This window comes from Stenotrophomonas sp. YJH_SMC_43, assembly GCF_059372535.1.
On sequence record NZ_JCAFVQ010000001.1, the window covers coordinates 1,260,811 to 1,285,423 of the forward strand.

Annotated in this window: 23 protein-coding genes; all 23 read left to right on the plus strand. The window is 65.7% G+C overall.

The window, feature by feature from the left end; translation table 11 throughout:
* Nucleotides 1-3: 3 nt before the first annotated feature.
* A complete protein-coding gene (flgC, locus tag AC5QAH_RS05910) occupies nt 4-411 on the plus strand; it encodes a flagellar basal body rod protein FlgC (RefSeq protein ID WP_010485892.1) in 408 nt (135 codons plus the stop codon).
* 23 nt (nt 412-434) lie between these two features.
* Entirely contained in the window at nt 435-1,118 is a 684-nt protein-coding gene (locus tag AC5QAH_RS05915) for a flagellar hook assembly protein FlgD (protein ID WP_043395609.1), read from the plus strand.
* Between the two features lie 32 nt (nt 1,119-1,150).
* Nucleotides 1,151-2,374, plus strand: a complete 1,224-nt coding sequence (gene flgE / locus AC5QAH_RS05920; RefSeq protein ID WP_019337419.1) for a flagellar hook protein FlgE — start codon at nt 1,151-1,153, stop codon at nt 2,372-2,374.
* 32 nt (nt 2,375-2,406) lie between these two features.
* A complete protein-coding gene (locus AC5QAH_RS05925; RefSeq protein ID WP_019337418.1) occupies nt 2,407-3,156 on the plus strand; it encodes a flagellar basal body rod protein FlgF in 750 nt (249 codons plus the stop codon).
* Between the two features lie 102 nt (nt 3,157-3,258).
* Entirely contained in the window at nt 3,259-4,044 is a 786-nt protein-coding gene (gene flgG / locus AC5QAH_RS05930) for a flagellar basal-body rod protein FlgG (protein ID WP_005409571.1), read from the plus strand.
* Between the two features lie 22 nt (nt 4,045-4,066).
* Complete coding sequence (gene flgH, locus AC5QAH_RS05935) at nt 4,067-4,759, plus strand: flagellar basal body L-ring protein FlgH (protein ID WP_019337417.1); 693 nt, start codon at nt 4,067-4,069, stop codon at nt 4,757-4,759.
* A 2-nt stretch (nt 4,760-4,761) separates the two neighbouring features.
* Entirely contained in the window at nt 4,762-5,904 is a 1,143-nt protein-coding gene (locus tag AC5QAH_RS05940) for a flagellar basal body P-ring protein FlgI (protein WP_019337416.1), read from the plus strand.
* Nucleotide 5,905: 1 nt separating this feature from the next.
* On the plus strand, nt 5,906-7,105 hold the full coding sequence (flgJ, locus tag AC5QAH_RS05945) for a flagellar assembly peptidoglycan hydrolase FlgJ (RefSeq protein ID WP_019337415.1): 1,200 nt from the start codon (nt 5,906-5,908) through the stop codon (nt 7,103-7,105).
* A gap of 8 nt (nt 7,106-7,113) precedes the next feature.
* Nucleotides 7,114-8,994 carry a flagellar hook-associated protein FlgK gene (gene flgK, locus AC5QAH_RS05950; RefSeq protein ID WP_019337414.1) on the plus strand — a complete coding sequence of 627 codons (1,881 nt, stop codon included), beginning with the start codon at nt 7,114-7,116 and terminating at the stop codon, nt 8,992-8,994.
* Entirely contained in the window at nt 8,991-10,193 is a 1,203-nt protein-coding gene (gene flgL, locus AC5QAH_RS05955; protein ID WP_019337413.1) for a flagellar hook-associated protein FlgL, read from the plus strand. The genes flgK and flgL overlap by 4 nt, the downstream gene beginning before the upstream one ends.
* 396 nt (nt 10,194-10,589) lie before the next feature.
* A complete protein-coding gene (locus AC5QAH_RS05960) occupies nt 10,590-11,816 on the plus strand; it encodes a flagellin (protein ID WP_019337412.1) in 1,227 nt (408 codons plus the stop codon).
* Nucleotides 11,817-11,888: 72 nt separating this feature from the next.
* Nucleotides 11,889-13,091, plus strand: a complete 1,203-nt coding sequence (locus tag AC5QAH_RS05965) for a flagellin (RefSeq protein WP_197619338.1) — start codon at nt 11,889-11,891, stop codon at nt 13,089-13,091.
* 86 nt (nt 13,092-13,177) lie between these two features.
* Nucleotides 13,178-14,395, plus strand: a complete 1,218-nt coding sequence (locus tag AC5QAH_RS05970; RefSeq protein WP_019336595.1) for a flagellin — start codon at nt 13,178-13,180, stop codon at nt 14,393-14,395.
* A gap of 439 nt (nt 14,396-14,834) precedes the next feature.
* The gene (gene fliD / locus AC5QAH_RS05975; protein WP_019336596.1) at nt 14,835-16,253 is read left to right on the plus strand and encodes a flagellar filament capping protein FliD; all 1,419 of its coding nucleotides are present in this window, start codon (nt 14,835-14,837) and stop codon (nt 16,251-16,253) included.
* Nucleotides 16,254-16,381: 128 nt separating this feature from the next.
* Nucleotides 16,382-16,798, plus strand: a complete 417-nt coding sequence (gene fliS, locus AC5QAH_RS05980) for a flagellar export chaperone FliS (protein ID WP_019336597.1) — start codon at nt 16,382-16,384, stop codon at nt 16,796-16,798.
* A complete protein-coding gene (locus AC5QAH_RS05985; RefSeq protein ID WP_019336598.1) occupies nt 16,795-17,088 on the plus strand; it encodes a hypothetical protein in 294 nt (97 codons plus the stop codon). Before fliS ends, AC5QAH_RS05985 begins: the two co-directional genes overlap by 4 nt.
* A complete protein-coding gene (locus tag AC5QAH_RS05990; protein WP_019336599.1) occupies nt 17,085-17,663 on the plus strand; it encodes a PilZ domain-containing protein in 579 nt (192 codons plus the stop codon). The genes AC5QAH_RS05985 and AC5QAH_RS05990 overlap by 4 nt, the downstream gene beginning before the upstream one ends.
* A gap of 91 nt (nt 17,664-17,754) precedes the next feature.
* Nucleotides 17,755-18,387: a response regulator gene (locus tag AC5QAH_RS05995; RefSeq protein ID WP_010485918.1), complete on the plus strand. Its 633-nt coding sequence runs from the start codon at nt 17,755-17,757 to the stop codon at nt 18,385-18,387.
* A 323-nt stretch (nt 18,388-18,710) separates the two neighbouring features.
* Nucleotides 18,711-20,120, plus strand: coding sequence for an RNA polymerase factor sigma-54 (gene rpoN, locus AC5QAH_RS06000; protein ID WP_019336601.1), 1,410 nt, complete (start codon nt 18,711-18,713; stop codon nt 20,118-20,120).
* 14 nt (nt 20,121-20,134) lie between these two features.
* Complete coding sequence (locus AC5QAH_RS06005) at nt 20,135-20,512, plus strand: response regulator (protein WP_010485922.1); 378 nt, start codon at nt 20,135-20,137, stop codon at nt 20,510-20,512.
* On the plus strand, nt 20,509-22,014 hold the full coding sequence (locus tag AC5QAH_RS06010; protein WP_019336602.1) for a sigma 54-interacting transcriptional regulator: 1,506 nt from the start codon (nt 20,509-20,511) through the stop codon (nt 22,012-22,014). Before AC5QAH_RS06005 ends, AC5QAH_RS06010 begins: the two co-directional genes overlap by 4 nt.
* Before the next feature lie 569 nt (nt 22,015-22,583).
* Nucleotides 22,584-22,949, plus strand: coding sequence for a flagellar hook-basal body complex protein FliE (gene fliE, locus AC5QAH_RS06015; RefSeq protein WP_005409552.1), 366 nt, complete (start codon nt 22,584-22,586; stop codon nt 22,947-22,949).
* A 13-nt stretch (nt 22,950-22,962) separates the two neighbouring features.
* Nucleotides 22,963-24,609, plus strand: a complete 1,647-nt coding sequence (gene fliF / locus AC5QAH_RS06020; protein ID WP_010485928.1) for a flagellar basal-body MS-ring/collar protein FliF — start codon at nt 22,963-22,965, stop codon at nt 24,607-24,609.
* Nucleotides 24,610-24,613 lie beyond the last annotated feature (4 nt).

Here is a 24,613-nt window from a genome sequence, read left to right on the forward strand (position 1 = left end):
GCCATGAGCAACCTGCCGATCTTCGATATCGCCGGCTCCGCGCTGCAGGCGCAGTCGGTGCGCATGAGCACCATCGCCTCCAACCTCTCCAACGCCGACACCGTCGCCGGTTCCGCCGACGCCGTGTACAAGCCGCTGGAGCCGATCTTCCAGGCCGTGACCAGCAAGAACGATCCGAACATCACCTCGGTGAAGGTCAAGGAGATCACCCAGAGCGAGGCCGCGCCGATCAAGCGCTATGAGCCGGGCCACCCGCTGGCCGATGGCGATGGCTACATCTACCAGCCCGACGTCGATCCGGTGGCGCAGATGGTCAACCTGATCTCGACCTCGCGTAACTACCAGGCCGGCGTGGAGATGCTGACCACCGCCAAGGAACTGGCCCTGGCCACCCTGACCATGGGCCGCTGAGGCCCGCAGTACCGGATACCGCCATGACCACCGCCGTCAACAACCAGACCAGCCAGGACGTCTACGCCGCACTCGGCCTGAACGCCCCGAACAGCAACGCTACGAAAAAGAAGAACACGCTGGACCAGGCCGACTTCCTGCGCCTGATGACCGAGCAGCTGCAGCATCAGGATCCGCTGAAGCCGATGGACAACACGCAGATGGTCGCGCAGATGGCGCAGATGTCCACCGTGCAGGGCATCACCGATCTGAACAAGACGGTGAAGGGCTTCCAGGAATCGATGGCCAGCGACCAGGTACTGCGCGGTGCCGCGCTGGTCGGTCACCAGGTGCTGGTGCCGTCGGAAAAGCTGGTATTGGAAAAGGAAGGCAGCGTCGAAGGCACGGTGGCCGCACCCTCGGCCGGCATCGTAACCGTCGACATCACTGACGCCAACGGCACCAAGGTCACCTCGCTGAGCGTAGAAGCCAAGGCCGCTGGTGAAACCGCGTTTCAGTGGGACGGCAAGGACGCCAACGGCAAGCGCATGGAACCGGGCAAGTACTCCATCGTCGCCAACCACGTCGACACCACAGGGAAGAGCACCAAGTTGTCCACCTTCGTGCAGGCCCCGGTGGAGAGCGTGACCGTCGGTTCCGACGGTCTGTACCTGAACCTCAAGGGCCTGGGCACGGCCCCGATTGACTACGTGCTCCGCGTCAGCTGAGCCGCACATTCCGCATCAACCAGGAGCATCCCATGGGCTTCAACGTCTCTCTGTCCGGCATCAATGCCGCCAACACCGACCTGAGCGTCACCGCCAACAACGTCGCCAACGTCAACACCGCCGGCTTCAAGCAATCGCGCGCCGAATTCGCCGACCTGTTCGCCTCCACCAGCTACGGCCTGTCGAAGAACCAGACCGGCTCGGGCGTCCGTGTTTCCAATGTCGCCCAGCAGTTCATCCAGGGCCACAATGAACAGACCGGCCGCAGCCTGGACATGGCGATCTCCGGTGAGGGCTTCTTCACCATGAACATGAACGGCTCGCGCGTGTACTCGCGTGCCGGCAATTTCCAGACCGATTCCGCCGGTTACGTGATCAACCCGCAGGGCGCGCGACTGCAGGTGTTCGCGCCGAATGCCGATGGCACCAACTTCGATGCAGGCCGTCTGGTCGACCTGCAGCTGCTGACCACCGACAGCCCGCCGAAGCAGACCAGCGAAGTGAAGGTCGGCTTCACCCTGCCGGCCAACGCCAAGCAGCCGACGGTCGCAAATTTCGATCCAACCGACTCCAACAGCTACAACCATTCCAGCGGTGGCATCACCGTGTACGACTCGCTGGGCGTCAGCCATATCCAGGTCTCGTACTTCGTGAAGGGCGCCAATCCAAACGAGTGGACCGTGCACAACTACGTGGACGGCCAACCGGCCGGCACCCCGACCGCGGTCGCCTTCGATAACAGCGGCAAGCTGACCACTCCGGCCAACGGCAAGGTCAGCCTCGGCACGTTCACCCCGACCACCGGCGCCGGTCAGCTCAACATGACGCTGGATATCAGCGGCTCGACCCAGTACGGAGAGAAGTTCGCTCTGCGCAACACCCAGCAGGACGGCTATGCCGCCGGCAAGCTCAACGAGATCACCGTGTCGGAAACCGGCGTGGTCTATGCCCGCTATTCCAACGGTGACGACAAGCCCCTCGGCCAGGTCGCACTGACCACCTTCAACAACCCGCAGGGCCTGGAGCAGAAGGGCAACAACCTGTGGGTGGAGACGTTCGAGTCGGGTACGCCGCGCACCGGCATGCCGGACACCTCCAACCTCGGCAAGATCCAGGCCGGCTCGCTGGAAGCGTCCACCGTCGACCTCACCGAGCAGCTGGTCAACATGATCACCGCGCAGCGCAACTTCCAGGCCAACGCGCAGATGATCACGACCCAGGATCAGATCACCCAGACCGTCATCAACATCCGTTGATGACGCGCTGACCCTGTCACGGAACTCCCCGCATGGATAAAGCCCTTTACGTGGCGATGACCGGTGCCCGCGCCTCCCTGCAGGCGCAGGGCACGCTCAGCCACAACCTCGCCAACTCCGACACCCCCGGCTTCAAGGAAGCGCTGGCCAACACCGAAGCCTTCCCGATCCGTGGCCCGGGCTTTGCCTCGCGGGTGGATGCGCTGCATGTCGACGCCGGGTTCAACCGCACGCCCGGTTCGCAGCACATCACCGGCAAGCCGCTGGATCTGTCCCTGCAGACCGGCACCTGGCTGGCCGTGCAGTCCAGTGACGGCAGCGAGGCCTACACGCGCGGCGCGGCGTTGTCGGTGACGCCGAACGGCCAGCTGGTGACCTCCAGCGGCCGTCCGGTACTGGATGACAACAACAACCCGATCGCCATTCCGCCCTACCAGGCGATGGAGATCGGTGCCGACGGCACGCTCTCGATCATCCCGCAGGGCGAAGGCCCGCAGACCATGGCACAGATCGGTCGCATCAAAGTGGTGCAGGCACCGGATGAACGCCTGGAGCGTGGCTTGGATGGCCTGTTCCGCAACACCGACCCACGCCAGCCGTTCGCACCGGCACAGGGCACGGCCGTGCACAGCGGCCAGCTGGAAGGCAGCAACGTGGACGCCGCTGGCGCGCTGGTGCAGATGATCCAGCTGCAGCGCCAGTACGAAATGCAGGTGCAGGTGATCAAGCACGGCGACGAGAACGCGCGCAGCGCCAACAGCATGCTGCGCCTGGGCAGCTGACGGAATTCCGGCGCCGGCTGATGCCGGCGCTGGCACACCGCTTGCACACCCGCATTCAAGGGCCGCACCACGCGGCCGGCTTCACCAGACAGGACACCGAAGATGAACCAGGCATTGTGGATCGCGAAAACCGGACTGGATGCGCAGCAGATGCGCATGTCGGTGGTTTCCAACAACCTCGCCAACACCAACACCACCGGCTTCAAGCAGGACCGTGCCAGTTTTGAAGACCTGCTGTACCAGCAGGTGCGCCAGCCCGGCGGCTCTTCGTCGGCGCAGACCCAGTTGCCGACCGGCCTGCAGCTCGGCACCGGCGTGCGCGTGGTCGCCACCGCCAAGAATTTTGAACAGGGCGGCCAGCAGCAGACCGGCCGCGCCCTGGACGTGATGGTCAACGGCCGCGGCTTCTTCGAAGTTCAGATGCCTGATGGCAGCTCGGCCTACACCCGTGATGGCTCGTTCAAGATCAACCAGGACAGCGAACTGGTCACCAACAGCGGCTACCCGGTGCAGCCTGGCATCCAGATTCCCGAAGGCGCGCAGTCGGTGACCATCGGTACCGACGGCACCATCAGCGTGAAGATGGCCGACGGTGCGGCGTCGGTGGAAGTGGGTGCGCTGACCCTGACCGACTTCGTCAATCCGGCCGGCCTGCAGGCTCGCGGCGAGAACCTGTTCCTGGAGACCACCGCTTCCGGTCCGGCACAGAACGGCAACCCCGGGCTCAACGGCCTCGGCACCGTGGTGCAGGGCGCGCTGGAAGGCAGCAACGTCAACGTGGTGGAAGAGCTGGTGTCGATGATCGAAACCCAGCGCGCCTACGAAATGAACGCCAAGGCGATCTCCACCACCGATTCGATGCTCGGCTACCTCAACAACAAGCTCTGACCGGCCAAACCGGGAAACCGCCATGTCGCCCATTTCCAACTTCGCCCGCACTGCCCTCGCCTGCGCCGTGGCCGCCCTGCTCGGTGGCTGCGTGATCGCCGGCGACGTGCGTCCCTACCCGACGATGGCGCCGATCCAGCCGATCATGCCGCCGCAGGCCCAGCCGACCGCGGGTGCCATCTATGCCGCCGGCCCGACCATGCAGCTGTATTCGGACCGCCGCGCACGCGATGTTGGCGACCTGCTGACCATCACCCTGCTGGAAAACACCACCGCGCAAACCAGTGCGAATACCGCAACCAACAAGGAATCGAACCTGAGCCTGGGCACGCCGTCCATTCTCGGCGCGCCGGTCACCCTCGGCGGTAAGGACATCCTGAGTGCCACGGCCAAGGGCGCGCGTGACTTCACCGGCAAGGGCAACAGCGCGCAGAGCAACCGCCTGCAGGGCAGCGTCACGGTCACCGTGGTCCAACGCCTGCCCAACGGCAACCTGGTGGTACAGGGGCAGAAGAACCTGCGGCTGAACCAGGGCGATGAACTGGTGCAGGTGCAGGGCATCGTCCGCCCGGGCGACATCAGCCAGGACAACACCATTCCGTCCAGCCGCGTGGCCGAGGCCCGCATCGTCTACGGCGGCCGTGGCCCCGTCGCGCAGTCCAACGCGATGGGCTGGCTGAGCCGCTTCTTCAACTCCGGCCTGACGCCGTTCTGAGTATGGGCATGAAACTCTTCTCCTCTTCCTCCTGGCAGCGACGCATGGCGTCGCTCTACTGTGGCGTGCTCATGGTCTTCGCAGTGGTTGCCCCGGCCAGCGCCGAGCGCATCAAGGACCTGGCCCAGGTCGGCGGCGTGCGCGGCAATGCGCTGGTGGGCTATGGCCTGGTGGTCGGCCTGGATGGCAGCGGCGACCGCACCAGCCAGGCCCCCTTCACCGTGCAGAGCCTGAAGAACCTGCTTGGCGAGCTGGGCGTAAACGTGCCGCCGAACGTCAACCCGCAGCTGAAGAACGTGGCCGCCGTGGCGATCCACGCCGAACTGCCGCCATTCGCCAAGCCGGGCCAGCCGATCGACATCACCGTATCCTCCATCGGCAATGCGGTCTCGCTGCGTGGCGGTTCGCTGCTGATGGCGCCGCTGCGTGGTGCCGACGGCCAGATCTACGCGATCGCCCAGGGCAACCTGATCGTCGGCGGCTTTGGTGCGCAGGGCAAGGATGGTTCCCGTGTCTCGGTGAACGTGCCCAGCGTCGGCCGCATTCCCAACGGTGCAACCGTGGAACGTGCCCTGCCCGATCCGCTGGCCAATGGCGGCGACATCACCCTGAACCTGCACAACAACGACTTCACCACGGTCTCGCGCATGGTCGCCGCGCTCAACAACGCCTTTGGCGAAGGTGCCGCGCGTGCGGTCGACGGCGTGACCGTGGCGGTCACCGCGCCGACCGATCCGGGCGCACGCATCGGCCTGCTGGCGCGCATCGAGAACCTGGAACTGACCCCCGGCAGCGCCCCGGCCAAGGTGGTGGTCAATTCGCGCACCGGCACCGTGGTCATCGGCCAGCAGGTGCGGGTCGGCCCTGCCGCGATCTCGCATGGTTCGCTGACGGTGACGATCCAGGAGAACACCAACGTCAGCCAGCCCAACGCGCTGTCCGGCGGCCGTACCGTGGCCAGCCCGCAGTCGACCATCACCGCCACCAACGATGGCAGCCGCATGTTCAAGTTCAGCGGCGGCACCACCCTGGACGAGATCGTGCACGCGGTGAACGCCGTGGGTGCAGCACCAGGCGATCTCATCGCGATCCTGGAAGCCCTGAAGCAGGCCGGCGCCCTGAGTGCCGAGCTCGAGGTGATCTGATATGCGCATCAATCCCGCATTCGATCTGCACCCGGCGCAACAGAACGATCCGGCCAAGATCGACAAGGTCGCGCGCCAACTGGAAGGCCAGTTCGCGCAGATGCTGGTCAAGAGCATGCGTGACGCCAGCTTCGGCGACTCGCTGTTCCCCGGCGAGAACAAGATGTTCCGCGACATGTACGACCAGAAGATTGCCGAGGCGATGACCCGCGGCAAGGGCCTGGGACTGTCGGGCATGATCAGCCGGCAGCTGTCCGGGCAGGCCGCCGAGGGTCCGGCGCTGGATACCCGCGTGGACCCGGCCAAGGCCAGCCGTGCTTACCAGCTCAATGCACCGGCCAAGCCGGCACCGTCGCTGCCATTGGAAGATGGCAGCCAGGCCGTGCGCCTGCTGCAGCAGCTGGCCGCCGGTGCACAGCAGGGTACACAGGCGGCTGTCGCGCCGATGGAGCAGGCCCTGGACCTGATCGCCGGCCGTGAGAGCAGCAGCATGCACCGCTCGCTGGGCACCGAGGATCCGTACATCGGCAGCCTGCAGGGCGAGGACTGGTCCGCCAGCAGCGACCAGTGGTCGGCTACCGCCAGCAACCGCGGCACCACGGTCAGCCCGGCCGATGCGATGGCTACCCGCACCGCCGTCGCCCAGCTGGGCGAACACACCCCGGAAGGCTTCGTCGCCAGTATCTGGCAGCACGCGCAGAGTGCGGCCAAGGAGCTGGGCGTGGACGCCCGCGCCCTGGTCGCCCAGGCGGCGCTGGAGACCGGCTGGGGCAAGCGCCACATCAAGCATGCCGACGGCAGCACTTCGCACAACCTGTTCGGCATCAAGGCCAATGGCTGGAACGGCCAGCGCGCCACGGCCGGCACCCACGAATATGTCGATGGCGTGCGCCGCAACGAGACCGCCAGCTTCCGCGCCTACAGTTCGCCGGCCGAGAGCTTCGCCGACTACGTGCGCCTGCTGAAGACCAGCCCGCGTTACCAGCAGGCCCTGCAGGCCGGCACCGACGTGCAGGGCTTCGCCCGCGGCCTGCAGCGCGCCGGCTATGCCACCGATCCGCGCTATGCGGCCAAGATCGCCGCGATCGCCGGCGGACCGACCATCGAGCGCGCCGTCAGCGCCGTCGCCGATGCCGGCTCGCGCCTTGGCCAGACCTTCGCCAGCACCGCAACCGCGGCGCTGGGTATCACTCGTCGTTGAGGAACCCCATGTCCAGCGTACTTTCCACCGGTACCGGTGCCCTGCTCGCCTTCCAGCGTGCGTTGGCGACCACCAGCCACAACGTGGCCAACCTCAATACACCCGGCTACAGCCGGCAGAAGGTCAACTTCGCCACCGCCGATCCGCAGAACTACGGCTATGGCACGGTCGGCAACGGCACCCGTATCACCGACATCCGCCGCACCGCCGACCAGCTGGCGATCTCGCGCCTGCTCGACAGCAGCGGTGAGCTGGCACGCCTGAAGCAGCTTTCCAGCATGGCCGACCGGGTCAACTCGCTGTTCTCCGACGCCGCCACCAACGTGGCCGGTGTGTGGTCGAACTTCTTCGACTCGGTCAGCGGCCTGTCCTCCAATGCCTCCGGCACCGCCGATCGCCAGAACATGCTCGACGGCGGCAAGGCGCTGGCCAACCGCTTCGTGCAGCTCAACACGCACCTTAACAACCTCAACAGCGAGGTCAACAACGGCCTGATGGCCGGTGCCACCGAGGTCAACCGCTTGGCGCAGGAGATCGCGCAGATCAACGGTGCCATCGGCACCAACATCGCCACGGCTGCGCCTGACCTGCTCGATCGCCGCGACCAGCTGATCACCCAGTTGATCGGCTACACCGGTGGCACGGCAGTGATCCAGGACGGCGGCATCATGAATGTCTACACCGCCGGCGGCAACGCGCTGGTGGTGGGTACCACGGCGACCAAGGTCACCACCGTGGCCGACCCGTACCAGCCCGAGCGCCTGCAGCTGGCTCTGGAGACGCAGGGCAATACGATCCGGCTTGACGCAAAGGCGGTCGGTGGCCAGATCGGTGGCCTGCTGGAGTTCCGCGACACCGTGCTGACCCCGGCCCAGGCCGAACTGGGCAAGCTCGCCGTGGGCCTGGCCGAAACGTTCAACCAGGCCCATCACCAGGGCGTGGACATGTATGGCCAGCTGGGTGGCGACTTCTTCAACATCGGCAACCCGCGCGTCACCGCCAACAACAGCAATACCGGCACTGCCAGCCTCAGCGCGACCTATGGCGACCTGGGCAAGCTGGACGCGCAGAACGTGGTGCTGCAGTTCGATGGCACCAACTGGAAGGCCAGCCGGGCCGACACCGGCGCCAGCGTGCCGCTGACCGGTTCCGGCACCGCTGCCGATCCGCTGGTGATCAACGGCGTCAAGATGGTGGTCGGGGGCACCCCGGCCGCCAATGATCGGTTCCTGTTGCAGCCCACCGCAGGCGTGGCCGGCAGCATGGAAGTGGCGATCACCGATCCCTCGCGCATCGCTGCGGCTGCTGCGGTGAAGGGCGCGGCCGCGACCTCCAACACCGGTACCGGCAAGCTGAGTGGGGTCACCGTCAGCGATTCGACCAACGCCAACCTGCGCAATCCGGCCGCGATCGTGTTCACCTCGGCCACCACCTACACCATCGATGGCGGCCCGCCGCAGACCTACACCCCCGGCCAGACCATCAGTGCCAACGGTTGGAGCTTCGTGCTGGATGGCGCACCGAAGGTCGGCGACACCTTCAACATCACCCCGACCCCGGCCGGCTCGTCGGACAACAGCAATGCCTCCAGGCTGGCCAAGGTGGAAAGCGCGAAGGCCTTCAATGCCGGCACCGTGACCCTGAACGGCGCACTGGGAGGCCTGACCACCCAGGTCGGTGCCGCCGCGCGCTCGGCCGAGTACTCGCTGGAGGCCCAGCTGGTGATCAACGACAAGGCGCAGGAAGCGCGCGATGAAGTGTCCGGCGTCAATCTGGACGAGGAAGCCGCCGACATGCTGCGTCTGCAGCAGGCCTACCAGGCGGCCTCGCAGCTGATCTCCACCGCCGACAGCATGTTCCAGACCATCCTGGGAGCCGTCCGCCGATGAGCAGCCGCATCTCCACCAGCATGATGTACAACCAGTCGGTGTCGCTGATGATGGCCAAGCAGGCCAAGCTCAGCCACCTGGAGCAGCAGATCGCCACCGGCAGCAAGATCGTCACCGCCAAGGACGATCCGGTCGGCGCCGGCGCTGCGGTCGGACTGGACCGCAGCCTGGCCGCACTGGACCGCATGAAGCTCAACGCCGGCAACGTGCAGAACCGGCTGGGTGTGCAGGAAAACACCCTGGCACAGGTCAACGATCTGATGGGGCGGGTCAACGACCTGACCATCCAGGCCAGCAACCCCGCGTTGAGCGCTGCCGACAAGAAGACGCTGATCACCGAGCTGAACCAGATCCGCGACGGCCTGCTGTCGCTGGCCAACGCCGAGGACGGCACCGGTCGCTATGTGTTCGGCGGCACCAACGATGGTGATCCTCCGTTCGCCAAGATCAACGGCAAGGTGGTCTATCGCGGTGACCAGACCCAGCGCCAGATCGAGGTTGGGCCCGATACCTACGTCCGCGATGCCCTGCCCGGCAGCGAGATCTTCATGCGCATCCCCACCGGCGATGGCTTCGTCGATGGCGGTGCCGCCGCCGGCAACTCCGGCAACGGCGTGCTGACCAACATCACCCGCGATGGCAGCGACAGCTGGAACGGACAGAGCTTCAGCGTCCGCTTCACCGCCGCCAACCAGTACGAAGTGCTGGATGGTGCCGGCAATGTGACCGGCACCGGCACTTACAAGGCCGGTGATGATCTGGAAGTGAACGGCGTACGTCTGCAGATCACCGGTGCGCCTGCCGCAGGCGACAGCTTCAACGTGAAGCCGGCGAGCAGCCGCGACATCTTCGACACCATGGACAAGCTGATCACCGCGCTTGACGCCGACACCGGCACCACCGCGAAGATGAGCGCACAGCAGAACGAGTTGCAGAGCGCGTTGCGCGACGTGGCACGGGCGTCGGAGCGGATGATCGACTCACGTGCGGCCGGCGGTGCGCAGCTGAAAGCCCTGGACAATGCCGCCGACATGCGTGAAGCCAACAGCGTGACGTTGAAGACCACGCTGTCGCAGATGCGCGACCTGGACTACGCCGATGCGCTGAGCCAGTACCAGCTGCAGAGCACTGCACTGCAGGCGGCACAGACGATCTTCTCGCAGATGCAGTCGATGTCGTTGTTCAACAAGATCCGCTGACGCACCTCCTGCGTCACCCCTGAAAGGCCGCGATGCCCTGCATCGCGGCCTTTTTCGTTTCTGCGGCCCGTTGCCGCCGGGCGCGCCGACCTGCCTTCCGCGGATTTTCCGTGATTGCCCATCAAGCCCAGCTGGCCCCCGCCGATACCTTCATCAGCGCTGGCTGGGCTTGCCCAGCCGCCCCTTCCGGGGTCGCCTTCACGTCCGTCGAGGGCTGGAAAACCCCGGAAAAACAGCCTCCGGCAACGAATTACGGCTTCAGCGGAATTCACGGCTAAAGGTTGTTGACAAAGCGCCGTTATTCATTTGGCAACAACGAAGCACACAGCCACACAAAAAAACAGGCGGCGCTTCGTTTCATTCACCAACGGGTTCCATATAAGAGGAGACGACCCCATGGCACAGGTAATCAACACCAATACGATGTCGCTCAACGCTCAGCGCAACCTGAGCACCAGCGGCAACTCGCTGGCCACCACCATCCAGCGCCTCTCGTCCGGCCTGCGCATCAACAGCGCGAAGGACGACGCCGCCGGCCTGGCGATCTCGGAGCGCTTCAGCACCCAGATCCGCGGCCTGGACGTGGCCATCCGCAACGCCAACGACGGCATCTCGCTGGCCCAGGTCGCCGAAGGCTCGCTGAGCGAAGTCGGCAACAACCTGCAGCGCATCCGCGAACTGGCCGTGCAGGCCTCCAATGCCACCAACTCCAGCAGCGACCGCAAGGCCCTGCAGGCCGAAGTGACCCAGCTGATCTCGGAGGTGGACCGCGTCGCCAAGCAGAGTGACTTCAACGGCACCAAGCTGCTGGACGGCTCGTTCACCAGCCAGCTGTTCCAGGTCGGCGCCAATGCCGGTCAGGCAATCGCGATCAACAGCGTCGTCGATGCCAAGGCAGATACGCTGGGTGCAGCGACCTTCGCCAACGTCTACGACACCCAGGCCATCACGGCCGACAAGGCTACAGCCGATACGACCTTCTCCGGCCTGCAGATCAGCATCACCCCCCAGGGCGCTGCCGCCCCAACCACCGTCAAGATTCCCGACTTCACTGTGAAGGCAGGGGAATCGATCACCGCCGCCACAGCTGCCGCAGTTAACAGCCGCCTCGGTGAGACCGGCGTCATGGCGAAGGTGGACGCCGGCAAGCTCTCCCTGCACTCAGCCGCAGCTGGGCAAACGTTCGCACTTTCGGTCAGCGCCACCCCGACCACCGGCGCTACCGCAGTGGACGCGAACTTTGCCAACATCGGCCTACAGCAGGTTGCAGCCGGCACCGGGGGCACGCTGACCGGCGCAACCGCACGCCACGTCGAAGACCTCAATGTGAGCACCGTTGAGGGTGCACAGCAGGCACTGTCGATCGTCGACAAGGCTCTTGAGTCGGTCAACAGCGTGCGCGCCGACCTCGGCGCGATCCAGAACCGCTTCACCTCGGTGGTGGCCAACCTGCAGACCTCCTCGGAGAACCTGTCGGCCTCGCGCAGCCGCATCCGCGATACCGACTTCGCCAAGGAAACCGCCGAACTGACCCGCACCCAGATCCTGCAGCAGGCCGGTACGGCCATGCTGGCCCAGGCCAACCAGGTACCGCAGAACGTGCTCAGCCTGTTGCAGCGCTGACATGAGCCGCCCCCGGGGCACGTCGGGGGCGTCTAACCCAACTCACGTGCAACCGCTCAAGGACCTCTCCTCATGGCACAAGTCATCAACACCAACACGATGTCGTTGAATGCTCAGCGTAACCTGAGCACCAGCGGCAGCTCGCTGGCCACCACCATCCAGCGCCTGTCCTCCGGTTCGCGCATCAACAGCGCCAAGGACGACGCCGCTGGCCTGGCGATCTCCGAGCGCTTCGGCACGCAGATCCGCGGTACCGACGTCGCCATCCGTAATGCCAACGACGGCATCTCGCTGGCCCAGGTCGCCGAAGGTTCGTTGACCGAGATTGGCAACAACCTGCAGCGTATCCGCGAACTGTCGGTGCAGTCGGCCAACGCCACCAACTCCGCCAGTGATCGCAAGGCTCTCCAGTCGGAAGTCGACCAGCTAGTCAGTGAAATTGATCGCGTCGCCAAGCAGTCCGAGTTCAACGGCACGAAGCTGCTGGACGGTTCGTTCTCCAGCCAGCTGTTCCAGGTCGGTGCCAATGCCGGCCAGGCCATCGCCATCGACAAGATCACCAACGCTCAGTCCGATTCGATTGGCTCTTCGACCTTCGCCCAGAACGGCACGTTGACCATGGGAGCTGCCACCGCTCTTACCTCTGGTGAAATCACTGGAATGAAGATCGGCGATGTTTCGCTCGGTACGATCAAGTACGACCAAGGAGCTGACGCAGCTGCCACCGTCGCGAACGCAATGAACGCTACGGTCGCCGCCATCAATTCGAAGATGGGCGAAACCGGCGTCTATGCTTCGCAGGCTGACAACGGCGCCACTCCCCCCGTTGCAACGCCCGGCGTGATCAAACTGACTTCGGTTAAGGCCGATCTGACCGCTGCGGACATCACCGCACTTGCTGTCACCGGCGGTGGCACTTCGGTAGCAACTACCACCAACATTGCCGCTGGCAGCACCGCCTCAACGCTCAAGGACGTCAAGATCACCGACGTGGCCGGTGCCCAGAAGGCCCTGGAAATCGTCGATAACGCTCTGCAGTCGATCAACAGCACCCGTGCGGACCTCGGTGCGGTGCAGAACCGCTTCACCTCGGTCGTTGCCAATCTGCAGACCTCGACGGAAAACCTGTCGGCCTCGCGCAGTCGCATCAAGGATACCGATTTCGCCAAGGAAACCGCGGAGCTGACCCGCACCCAGATCCTGCAGCAGGCCGGTACGGCCATGCTGGCCCAGGCCAACCAGGTGCCGCAGGGCGTGCTCAGCCTGCTGCGCTGATCCGCTTCCTGATCGTCTTCCGGGCACCGATTGATCCGGTGCCCGGATACTGAACCACGCATCACCTCCGCCAAAGGAAAAGCACCATGGCACAAGTCATCAACACCAACACGATGTCGTTGAATGCTCAGCGCAACCTGAGCACCAGCGGCAGCTCGCTGGCCACCACCATCCAGCGTCTGTCCTCCGGTTCGCGCATCAACAGCGCCAAGGACGACGCCGCTGGCCTGGCGATCTCCGAGCGCTTCGGCACCCAGATCCGCGGTACCGACGTCGCCATCCGCAATGCCAACGACGGCATTTCGCTGGCCCAGGTCGCCGAAGGTTCGCTGACCGAGATCGGCAACAACCTGCAGCGTATCCGTGAGCTGGCTGTACAGTCGTCCAACGCGACCAACTCGGCAAGTGATCGCAAGGCATTGCAGTCGGAAGTGAATCAGCTGGTCAGCGAGATTGATCGTGTGGCCAAGCAGTCCGATTTCAATGGCACCAAGCTGCTGGACGGCTCGTTCTCCAGCCAGCTGTTCCAGGTTGGCGCAAATGCCGGCCAAGCAATCGCAATTGATAAGATTACCAATGCCAAGACTGATTCGCTGGGCGGTACCCTGTTCTCCTCGGCGACCACCACGGCGACCACCACTACCGTTGCAGAAACACCCGCCGGTTCCGGGGTGTATGCATTTGCTGCAGGCACCGTCGCCGACTTCTCGATCTCCGCAAATGGAGCGACGGTGAACTTCAGCGGTGTGAAGTTCGACGCAGGCAGCGCATCAACGCAGGCCGCAGGTGAGGCTGCCAGCGTGGTTTCCCAAGGGAACGCCATCGCAAAGGCCATCAATCAGAAGTCGGCCGACCTGGGAGTCTCTGCCGAAGTGGACTCCGCGGGTAAGGTAACTATCAGCTCCTGGAAGGAGGGGAAAGTCGGCGACCAGATCACCGCTACCGGCGTAACCCTCGCAGACGACGCAGCTCTGGTTGCCACCGATGCCAAGCATGCCATTGACCTTGACGTCACCAGTTACGGCAAATCTCAACAGGCGCTGCAGATTGTGGACAAGGCGCTGGAGGGCATCAACAGCACCCGAGCCGACCTCGGTGCGATCCAGAACCGCTTCACCTCGGTCGTCGCCAACCTGCAGACCTCGACGGAAAACCTGTCAGCGTCGCGTAGCCGCATCAAGGACACCGATTTCGCCAAGGAAACCGCAGAGCTGACCCGCACCCAGATCCTGCAGCAGGCCGGTACGGCCATGCTGGCCCAGGCCAACCAGGTGCCGCAGGGCGTGCTCAGCCTGCTGCGCTGATCCACGGCAAGAAGGTGCCGCTACCGTCGGGTCAAACCGACGGTAGCAGCAACCCGGAAGTCACGATGCACGAAGGCGCGGGCCATGCCCGGCCCGGGATCACTCCCGAACCGGCTTGGCATCGCCCGCTCCTGCGGACCTCTCTTTCAGCGCTGTACCTTTGACTGTACGTACCGGGCGGCTTCGTCTCCCCCCGATTGTCAGTAGCCTGTGCCCTCCCCTGCATTGGGGGAGGGTTTTTTGCAGACTCCCGGCAGCCCGCGGTGATTCCTCCCGCACCCTGCCCCAACCCTCCTGCAACCTACGTGCCAGAACCTGCGCCAGACCATTGGCACGGCTCATGCATCAACGAAGTCCTCAAGACCCAGCGGCGCAGGCCGCTATTTTCGTTGACGACGGGCCAGCGCCTAGCGGCCAGGCCCGATACCAGGAGAATCACATGGCAAGCTTTGGATACGGTGGCATCGGCTCGGGCCTGAACATTTCAGACATCGTCAGCCAGCTGGTGGCGGCCGACCGCAAGCCCGCCGACAACGCGCTGAACCTGCAGCAGTCCAAGGCCAAGATGCAGCTGTCGTCGATCGGCACCGTCACCTCGGCCTTCGACAAGCTGAAGACCGCCTTGACCGCGCTGAAGGCCACGACAGCCTTCGACACCCGCACCGTAACCGCCACCGGCAAAGCACAGCCAGGCAACACCGACGATGTACTGACGGCATCGGTGGCGCTGTACGACCAAGGCACCACCAAGGCAGCGGCCGCCAACGGCACGCACCAGGTGGAGGTGAAATCCCTCGCCACGGCACACAAGCTGATTGCCAACGCCTCAGTGCCGAAGACTGACACTTTCGGCGCCGGAACCTTGACGCTGACCGTTGGTGTGGGCGACAAAGCAAAGACGATGAAGGTCGAAGTGGAGGCCGGCGACACGCTGACCACCGTGCGCAACAAGATCGACGCCGCAGGCCGCAAGGAAGGCGTGCAGGCGACCCTGATCGCTTCGGGCGACAACCAGTACTTGTCGATCGCCCAGGAGAAAACCGGCGCCGCCAATGCGATCAAACTCGAATACGGCGGCAGCGACCCGAAGTTGAGCGCACTGGTTGGCAGCCTTCAGGAGAACACCGCGGCAGCCGATGCCGAGCTGACCATTGATGGCGTCACGGTAATCAGCGACAGCAACACCGTGACCGATGCCGTACCAGGCCTGACCCTGAACCTAAAGGTCAAGGGTAAGAGCACGGTCGTGATCAGTACCGACACCACTGCAGCCACCAAGGTGATGCAGGACTTCGTCAAGGCCTACAACGATGCGATCGCCGCCATCAATACCGAGACCAAGTACGACGCCAAGACCAAGGAAGCGGCGACGCTGACGGGCGATGCGCAGATGCGCGGCGCATCCAGTCAGCTGCGTTCGATGATGGGCGCTGTACTGAAGGACCTGTCCGCGGATGGATTGGATCCGAAGAAGCTCGGCCTGCAGACCCGTGGCTATCCCAATGCCGATGGTAGTCTGGTGCTGGACGCGACCAAATTCGCAGCGGCGCTTGCCAGCCAGCCGGAGAAGATCCGCTCGGCGATCACCGGTGATACCGGCGGCGCCGGCAAGCTCTACACGATGGTCGACGGTTACGTCAGTACGACCACGGGCAAGGAAGGCGCCTTCGTCGCCCGCACCAAGGGCCTGAACACCACGCTGGACAACATCGACAAGCGCCGCAAGGACCTCGACACGCGCATGAAGAACGTCGAGGAACGCTACAAGAAGCAGTTCCTGGCGCTCGACAGCCTGATGGGCAAGCTGCAGCAGAGCAACACCGCATTGCAGCAACAGCTGGCACAGCTGAACCGCTAAAGGACTGCGTGCGACGCTCAAGTTTGACGTGTAACGCACCGATAACGGACGCAACAGCAATCATCGCCGCGCCGACGGCAGCGGTCCCCACGATCGCCCGGCGGCACCCCGCGCAAGGAGAATCACGAATGTACGGTTCCAGCCGTCAATATGCCGAGCAGTACCGCCAGGTGGGAGTGACCAGTGCGGTCGCCGACGCCGATCCGCACAAGCTGGTGGCGATGCTGCTGGCGGGCGCGCTGGAGCGCGTGCGGCGCGCCCAGGCCAGCCTCGAGCGTGGCGACCAGGCCGGCAAGGGCAAGGCGATCGGCGAAGTCTGCGCGATCGTCGGCCACCTCAACGGCTCGCTGGACCACGAGGCCGGCGGCGAGATCGCCGGCAATCTGTCGGCACTCTACGACTACGTGCTGCAGCGCCTGACCGAGGCCAACCTGCACAACGACCGCGCCGCCCTCGATGAATCCCTGCAGCTGCTGGGCGAGATCGACAGCGCCTGGAATGCGATTCCGCACGAACAACGCCGCCCGGCCGCGGTGGCACCATGAGCCTGCATGAACTGCACGCCCAGCTCGACGCCTTCGAGAAGGCCTTGGGCGAGGACGCCCTGGACCAGGCTGACAGCCTGCTCGATGGCCACGACAGCACCCTGCACGCCCTGCTCAGCCAGCCGCTGACCACGGCCGACCACGCGCCGCTCAGCGCACTGTTCGAACGCCAGCAGAATCTGCTCGGCCTGCTACGCCAGCGCCGTGATGCCGTCGCCGCGCTGATGAACGACGGCCAGCGCTCCCTTCGCGCGGCACATGCCTACCTGCAGGCAGAATCGCTGGCATGACCCAGTTGCCGACCACGTCGCTGCATCATCCGGCCGAAAGCGAGCTGTTCGACGAAACGCTCAGCTGCGAGCTGGCCCTGCCGGCCGAGTTCCAGGCAGGCAGCGCCGCTGGCCGTACCAGCAGTGCCGAGGGCCTGCTGCGCAGCCTGGCCCTGGTCGAGGACAGCCGTGTCGACGAGCACGACGACCGCAATGAGTCCAGCCTGCAGCTGCAGCGGCTGGAAGCCAAGCTGGATCTGGCGATGGTGCTGCTGGGCCGGCTGGTACGCCAGCAGGGCCAGGAACTGACCCTGCGCCCCGTACGCTGGTCACGCCGCGGCATCCGCCTGCAGCTGGGCCCGCGTAGCGGTGCCAGTGCCGGCCAGGCCGGCGTGGTACGCCTGCAGCCCAGCGACTGGCTGCCCGACCATATCGACCTGCCGGTGGAAGTGATCGCCGAAGCGGCGGACGGTGGCGGTGGTCACTACCTGTGGCTGCGTTTCCAGCGTCTTGGCGATGGCCTGGAGATGGCGATGGAGCGGCATCTGTTCCGCCTGCATCGCCGCCAGGTGGCCGAAGCACGCCGCGCCCGCTGAAACCTGCCACCATGGCGGCGGATGGGCAAGCCTTGGCGCGCCCGTTCAGCTAAGTTAAGGTGGACTCCCCTCACGGACCTCCAACGTGCCTGTGCGAGTTCTCATCGTCGACGATCACACCCTGGTCCGCGCCGGCCTGGCGCGGCTGCTGCAGGGGTTTGCCGACGTGCAGCTCGTCGCCGAGGCCAGCAATGCCGAGCAGGCACTGCAGCTGGCCCTGCAGCACGCCCCGGACGTGGTCCTGATGGACCTGTCACTCCCCGGCCGCACCGGCCTGGAAGCCCTCAGTGACATCCGCCTGCGCGCTCCCGGCACGCGGGTGGTGATGATGACCATGCACGACGACGCCGCGCACGTGCGCGATGCACTCGATCGCGGCGCGGTCGGGTTCCTGGTCAAGGATGCGGCGCCGCAGGAGCTGGAACTGGCGCTGCGTGCCGCGCACGCCGGACAGGTGTTCCTGAGCCCGCAGATCTCCGCCAAGATGCTGGCACCGATGCTCGGCCGCGAGAAACCCACCGGCATCGCCGCGCTGTCGCCACGCCAGCGCGAGATCCTGCGCCGCATCGGCAAGGGTGAGAGCAACAAGGAGATCGCCGCCGACCTCGGCATCAGCGTCAAGACGGTGGAGACCCACCGCGCACGCATGATGGAATCGCTCGGCTGCCGCCGCGCCAACGATCTGCTGCTGCTGGCCGCGCGCCACCAGCACGAGCTGGAGTGATTGCCTGCGAATGGGGTCAGATCCCTTTCTGCAGGAACGGGATCTGACCCCTGCCCGGCACTGCACCGGCGACGAATTCCCGTCACCCTGACACGCTCCGACAGGAACCCGTACACGGCGCAGCCCGGTCAATCCGGCAACCACACAGAAAATCAGCAACTTAGGCGCGATCATCGTCAACATTCCGCGCCGATGTAGGGAATACCCCTACATCCTGTCAGGACATTCACGAAGCCCCTCAGGAACCCCCTGATTCCGCCCCCGCCGGATCAAAAGCAAGATGCGTTCCACAAGGCGCCGGGGAGCGGTGCCGGGGAACCACGATGAAGGCTGCACTCTCGACCCAGCTGGGCCAACAACTTCACCTTACCCCGCAGTTGCTGCAGTCGATCCGGCTGCTGCAGCTCGATGGGCTGCACCTGGAACAGGAAATCCAGCGCCTGCTGGACTCCAATCCGTTGCTGGAGATCGAAGAGGCCGAAGCGCCCGCAGCCGATGCCACCGAGGCCAGCGCCACGACGATGGACACCGCCGCCTTCGACGAGCTGCCGGAGTCTTCGATGTGGGACGTGGCCGGCGCCAGCTGGCAGGACGGCGACGACGACCGCATGGCGCGCATCGCCGCCGGCGAATCGACCGACCCGCAGCTGCGTGTGCTTCAGCGCCTGTCGCTGGATATGGACGACCGCGAACTGGCGGTGGCCGCGTTCTGGCTCGATCACTGCGACGAGGCCGGCTACCTGCAGGCACCGCTGGACCAGCTGCAGTTGCTGGCCAGCGCCCAGTTCGATATCGCCGCCGACGGCGTCGAAGCCATCCGCCAGCAGCTGCTGCACGGTGAGCCCGCCGGCATGGCTGCGCAGGACCTGCGCGAAGGCCTGCAGGCGCAGCTGCGCAGCCTGCATGGCGCAGTTCCCGCCCGCCATCTGGCCACCCGCATTCTCCACGGCGCACTCGAAGCACTGGCCGCACACGACTACCCCGCCCTCGCCCGCCTGCACGACGCCGAGATCGACGACGTGCGCGAAGCCGTGCGCCTGATCCTGTCGCTGCAGCCGCGCCCGGGTGACAGCCTGCTGCCCGAACGCAATGCCGTGGTGGTACCGGACGTGGTCGCCTGGCACGCCGACGGCCAGTGGAAAGTTGCCCTCAACCCGGCCACCAGCCGCCGGGTCTCGATCAACAGCCAGTACGAACAGGCCTTGGCCGAGACCAGCGAGGCCGCACCGGCGCTGCGCGAAATGCTGCAGGAAGCGCGCTGGTTCAGCCGCGGCCTGTCGATGCGCTACGACACCCTGCTGCGCACCGCGCGGGTGATCGTCGAGCGCCAGGCCGCGTTCCTGGTGCGAGGCGAGGAAGCCATGGCGCCGCTGACCCTGAAGGAAGTGGCCGAGGAAATCGGCATGCACGAGTCCACCGTCTCGCGCATCACCACCGGCAAGTTCCTGCAGACCCCGCGCGGCACCTTCGAACTGAAGCACTTCTTCGCCGTGCGCCTGGAAGGCGCCAGCGTCTCCGGCCAGGCCGTGAAGGCCATGGTCCGCCGCCTGATCGACGCCGAACCGGCCGGCCGGCCGCTGGCCGACGAGGCCATCGCCGGCCTGCTGTCGCGCCAGGGGGTGAACATTGCCCGCCGAACCGTCGCAAAATACCGAGAACAACTGGACATCGCCCCGGCCCGTGAACGGCGCCGGCTTGGCGCCAGGCAACCGCAGCTGGCCCGGGTGGGCTGAAAAGGATGTTGGACATGAACAAGCTCACGGTCCTGTTGGTCGATGACCACGAGGGCTTCATCAATGCGGCGATGCGCCATTTCCGCAAGATCGACTGGCTGCAGATCGTCGGCAGTGCCGGCAACGGCCTGGAAGCGATCGAGCGTTCGGAAACGCTGCGCCCGCAGGTCGTATTGATGGATCTGGCCATGCCGGAGATGGGTGGCCTGCAGGCCACCCGCCTGATCAAGTCGCAGGACGATGCACCGTACATCGTGATCGCCAGCCACTTCGACGACGCCGAGCACCGCGAACACGCGCTGCGCGCTGGCGCCGACAATTTCGTCAGCAAGCTGTCCTACATCCAGGAAGTCATGCCGATCCTGGAAGGCCTCAGGGAGGATCGATCGTGAGCGAATCGCGCATCCTGGTGCTGGACAACGACGCCGTGCGCGCAGAGCGCACCGTTGCCCTGCTGGAATTCATGGACTTCAACCCGCGCTGGGTGTCCGACGCGGCCGACTTCGACCTGGGTCGCCAGCGCCAGAACGACTGGATGGCCGTGATCGTCGGCAGCCTGGACGACAACGCCGCCAGCACCGCACTCTACAACTGGCTGGGCGGCAGCAGCCTGCCACCGCCGGTGCTGCTGGCCGATGGTGACGGGGTAACGTTTGCCCGCCAGCACGGCCTGCACGAAGCCAACATCTGGCCACTGGAAACGCCGCTGCGCCATGCGCAGATGGAAGCCCTGCTGCGACGCGCCAGCCTCAAGCGCCTGGACGCCGAGCACCAGGCCGGCGCCGCGCAGGAGCAAGGCCCGACCGGCAACGGCCCGGCGGTGACTGCGTTGCGCACCATGATCGAGCAGGTCGCCGCGTTCGATACCACCGTACTGGTGCTGGGCGAATCCGGTACCGGCAAGGAAGTCGTGTCGCGTGCGATCCACCAGCGCTCGCCGCGCCGTGATGGCCCATTCGTGGCGATCAACTGCGGCGCCATTCCGCCGGACCTGCTGGAAAGCGAACTGTTCGGCCACGAAAAGGGTGCGTTCACCGGCGCACTGACCGCCCGCAAGGGGCGTTTCGAAATGGCCGAGGGCGGCACCCTGCTGCTCGACGAAATCGGCGACATGAGCCTGCCGATGCAGGTAAAGCTGCTGCGCGTGCTGCAGGAACGCAGCTTCGAGCGCGTCGGCGGCAACCAGACCATCCGCTGCAACGTACGCGTCGTGGCCGCGACCCACCGCGACCTGGAGACCCGCATCGCCGAGGGCAAGTTCCGCGAGGATCTGTTCTACCGCCTCAACGTGTTCCCGATCGAAGTGCCCGCGTTGCGCGAGCGCCGTGAGGACCTGCCGGCGCTGGTGGAAACCATCGCCGCGCAGCTGGCCCGCACCGGCCGTGGCGAAGTGCGCTTCACTCCCGAAGCGCTGCAGGCGCTGTCCAGCTACGAATGGCCGGGCAACGTGCGCGAGCTGACCAACCTGGTCGAGCGCCTGGCGGTGCTGCATCCGGGCGGTTCAGTACGCGTGCAGGACCTGCCGGCCCGCTACCGTGGCGATGCCGCACTGGCAGCGGTGGCTGCACCGGCACCGGCAGCTACGGTTGCCAACGAAGAACGCCTGGACCTGCGCAGCTTCTCGTTCCACACCCCCGGCAGCGGCAACCAGCCGGCGCTGGAGCACGGCATCGCCGTCAATCGCCCGGCGGCACCGGCCGCCCTGCCCGACGAAGGCATGGACCTGCGCAACCACATGGCCAACATCGAACTGGGCCTGATCAACGAAGCACTGGAACGCACCCAGGGCGTGGTCGCCCACGCCGCCCAGCTGCTCGGCCTGCGCCGCACCACCCTGGTGGAAAAGCTGCGCAAGTACGGTATCGAACGCGAGCAGGCCGAACTGGCCGGCTGAAGCGCGCTACCAGCATGAAGGGGGCACGAACGCCTGGGCTTGCCCGGGCGTTCGTGTTTCCAGAACCCGGGGTCGGAGCCCTGCGCATCTACAGCGCCGGAACGTCGGCCGCTGGACACCGCAGCCGTAGGCCAGAAAACCGACGCCGGTTAAATGGCGCGTCACGGCCCAGAATCGCGCCATCTATCTATCCATGCCGTGGATCAAGCGTGTCGACCAAGGTCGACACCCACCAGGAGCAGCATGCCGACCAACGGTCGGCACCTACCAACAGCAGCGGCCAACTGTCGGAGGCGGGGTGGGTCTGGTTGCGGGGGTGTCCGCGGCATGGATGCCGCGGCCAAGCCCCCAAGGACGGGTTTACGGCGTCCCCCGCAACCGGACCCACCCCGCCAACCCACAGATGCCCCGCCTTTGACGTTGACGTTGACGTTGCTTCGGCGGGTGCAGGGCGCAGCCCTGCCAGCACACCCAACCTCCTCACTTCACTGAATCGAAAACCGGTTTCGGCACGGCACTTGCACTGGCTCCAGCAGACAACCCCATCCCTGTTTCTGGAACCGTTGCAGATGTCCCACTCCGTCACTTCGATCCTTTCGCAGATCCGCTCCTATCAGACCCAGATGGGACAGCCGGCGCTCAACCCGCTGGGCGAAACGCCGCGCAGCAACGCCCTGCCGGGCACGGTGCTGGACGCACCGCAGGCCCAGCCGGCCAGCTTCACCGAAACCCTGCGTGGTGCGATTGCCGGCGTCAACGATGCGCAACAGAAATCCGGCGCCCTCGCCAAAGCCTTCGAAATGGGCGACCCCAGCGCCGACCTCGCCAAGGTGATGGTCGCCTCGCAGCAGTCCCAGATCGCCTTCCGCGCCACCGTGGAAGTCCGCAACCGTCTCGTCCAGGCTTACCAGGACGTGATGAACATGCCGCTGTAAGGAATAGAGACGCATGGCACTGACGCTCTCCAAGGACAGCCTGAACGCCGAAAAGGCCGGGCAATGGTTCGACCGCCTGCAGAGTCTGCAGATCACCCGTCGGCTGGGCCTGATGGCGATGATCGCGGTGGCGGTGGCGGCAGGCCTGTCCGTGTTCTTCTGGTCGCAGAAGCCGGGCATGGTCCCGCTGTACACCGGCCTGGACCAGAAGGCGACCGCTGAAGCGACCGACCTGCTGCGCGCCGCGCAGATTCCGTTCGCGCTCGACCCGGCCACCGGTGGCATCACCGTGCCGGAAAAGAACCTGCACGACGCGCGCCTGAAGCTGGCCGGCTCCGGCCTGACCGACAGCGGCAAGCTCGGCTTCGAGCTGATGGAGCGCGACCCGGGCTTCGGCGTCAGCCAGTTCGTCGAAAGCGCGCGCTACCAGCATGCGCTGGAAACCGAGCTGTCGCGCACCATCAACACGCTGCGCCCGGTGCGCGATTCGCGCGTGCACCTGGCCATTCCCAAGCCCAGCGCCTTCACCCGCCAGCGTGACGTGGCCAGCGCCTCGGTGACCCTGGAACTGCGTGGCGGCCAGCAGCTGGAACGCAGCCAGGTGGACGCCATCGTGCACATGGTCGCGGCCAGCATCCCGGATCTCGCCCCGGAACGGGTGACCGTGGTCGACCAGAGCGGGCGCATGCTCAGCGTCAGCGACCCGAACAGTGAGGCGGCGGTCAACGCTGCCCAGTTCGAACAGGTGCGCCGCCAGGAAACCTCGTTCAACCAGCGCATCCGCGAGCTGCTGGAACCGATGACCGGCCCCGGCCGCGTCAACCCGGAAGTGAGCGTGGACATGGATTTCTCGGTAACCGAGGAAGCCCGTGAGCTCTACAACGGTGAACCGCAGAAGCTGCGCAGCGAGCAGATGAGCGAGAACACCACCAGCACCCCGGGCCCGCAAGGCGTGCCGGGCGCGACCAGCAACAGCCCGCCGGGCCAGCAGGCCGCGCCGGCCACCGCGCAGGCGCCGACCGAAAGCAGCAAGAACGCGACCCGCAACTACGAGCTGGACCGCACCCTGCAGCACACCCGTCAGCCGGCGGGCCGCATCAAGCGCGTCTCGGTGGCGGTCCTGGTGGACAACGTGCCGCGCGCCGGCGCCAACGGCAAGGTCAGCCCGCAGCCGCTGTCGGCCGCCGAACTGACCCGCGTCGAGGCACTGGTCAAGCAGGCCGTCGGTTTCAATGCCGAGCGTGGCGATACCGTGTCGGTGATGAACGCTCCGTTCGTGCGTGATACCACGCCGGTCGAAGGCCCGGCCTGGTGGGAGCTGCCGTGGGTGCACGATGCCGGCCGCATGCTGCTGGGCGCCGTGGTGGTGCTGGCATTGCTGTTCGGCGTGCTGCGCCCGGCATTGCGTGCGATCACCGGCCAGAACAGGAAGAACGACGAACAGGCACTGGAACCGCACACCGCGGACGTGCAGCTGGTCGATGACGATGGCATGCCGCTGCCGGCGCTGGGCGCCGACCGGGCCAGCCTGGGCGGGCCGGATGCACTGGCCCTGCCGGTGGATTCATATGAGGAACGACTGCGGATGGCGCGTGAAGCCGTGAAGACCGACTCCAAGCGCGTGGCCCAGGTGGTCAAGGGCTGGGTGGCCAATGACTGAGGCA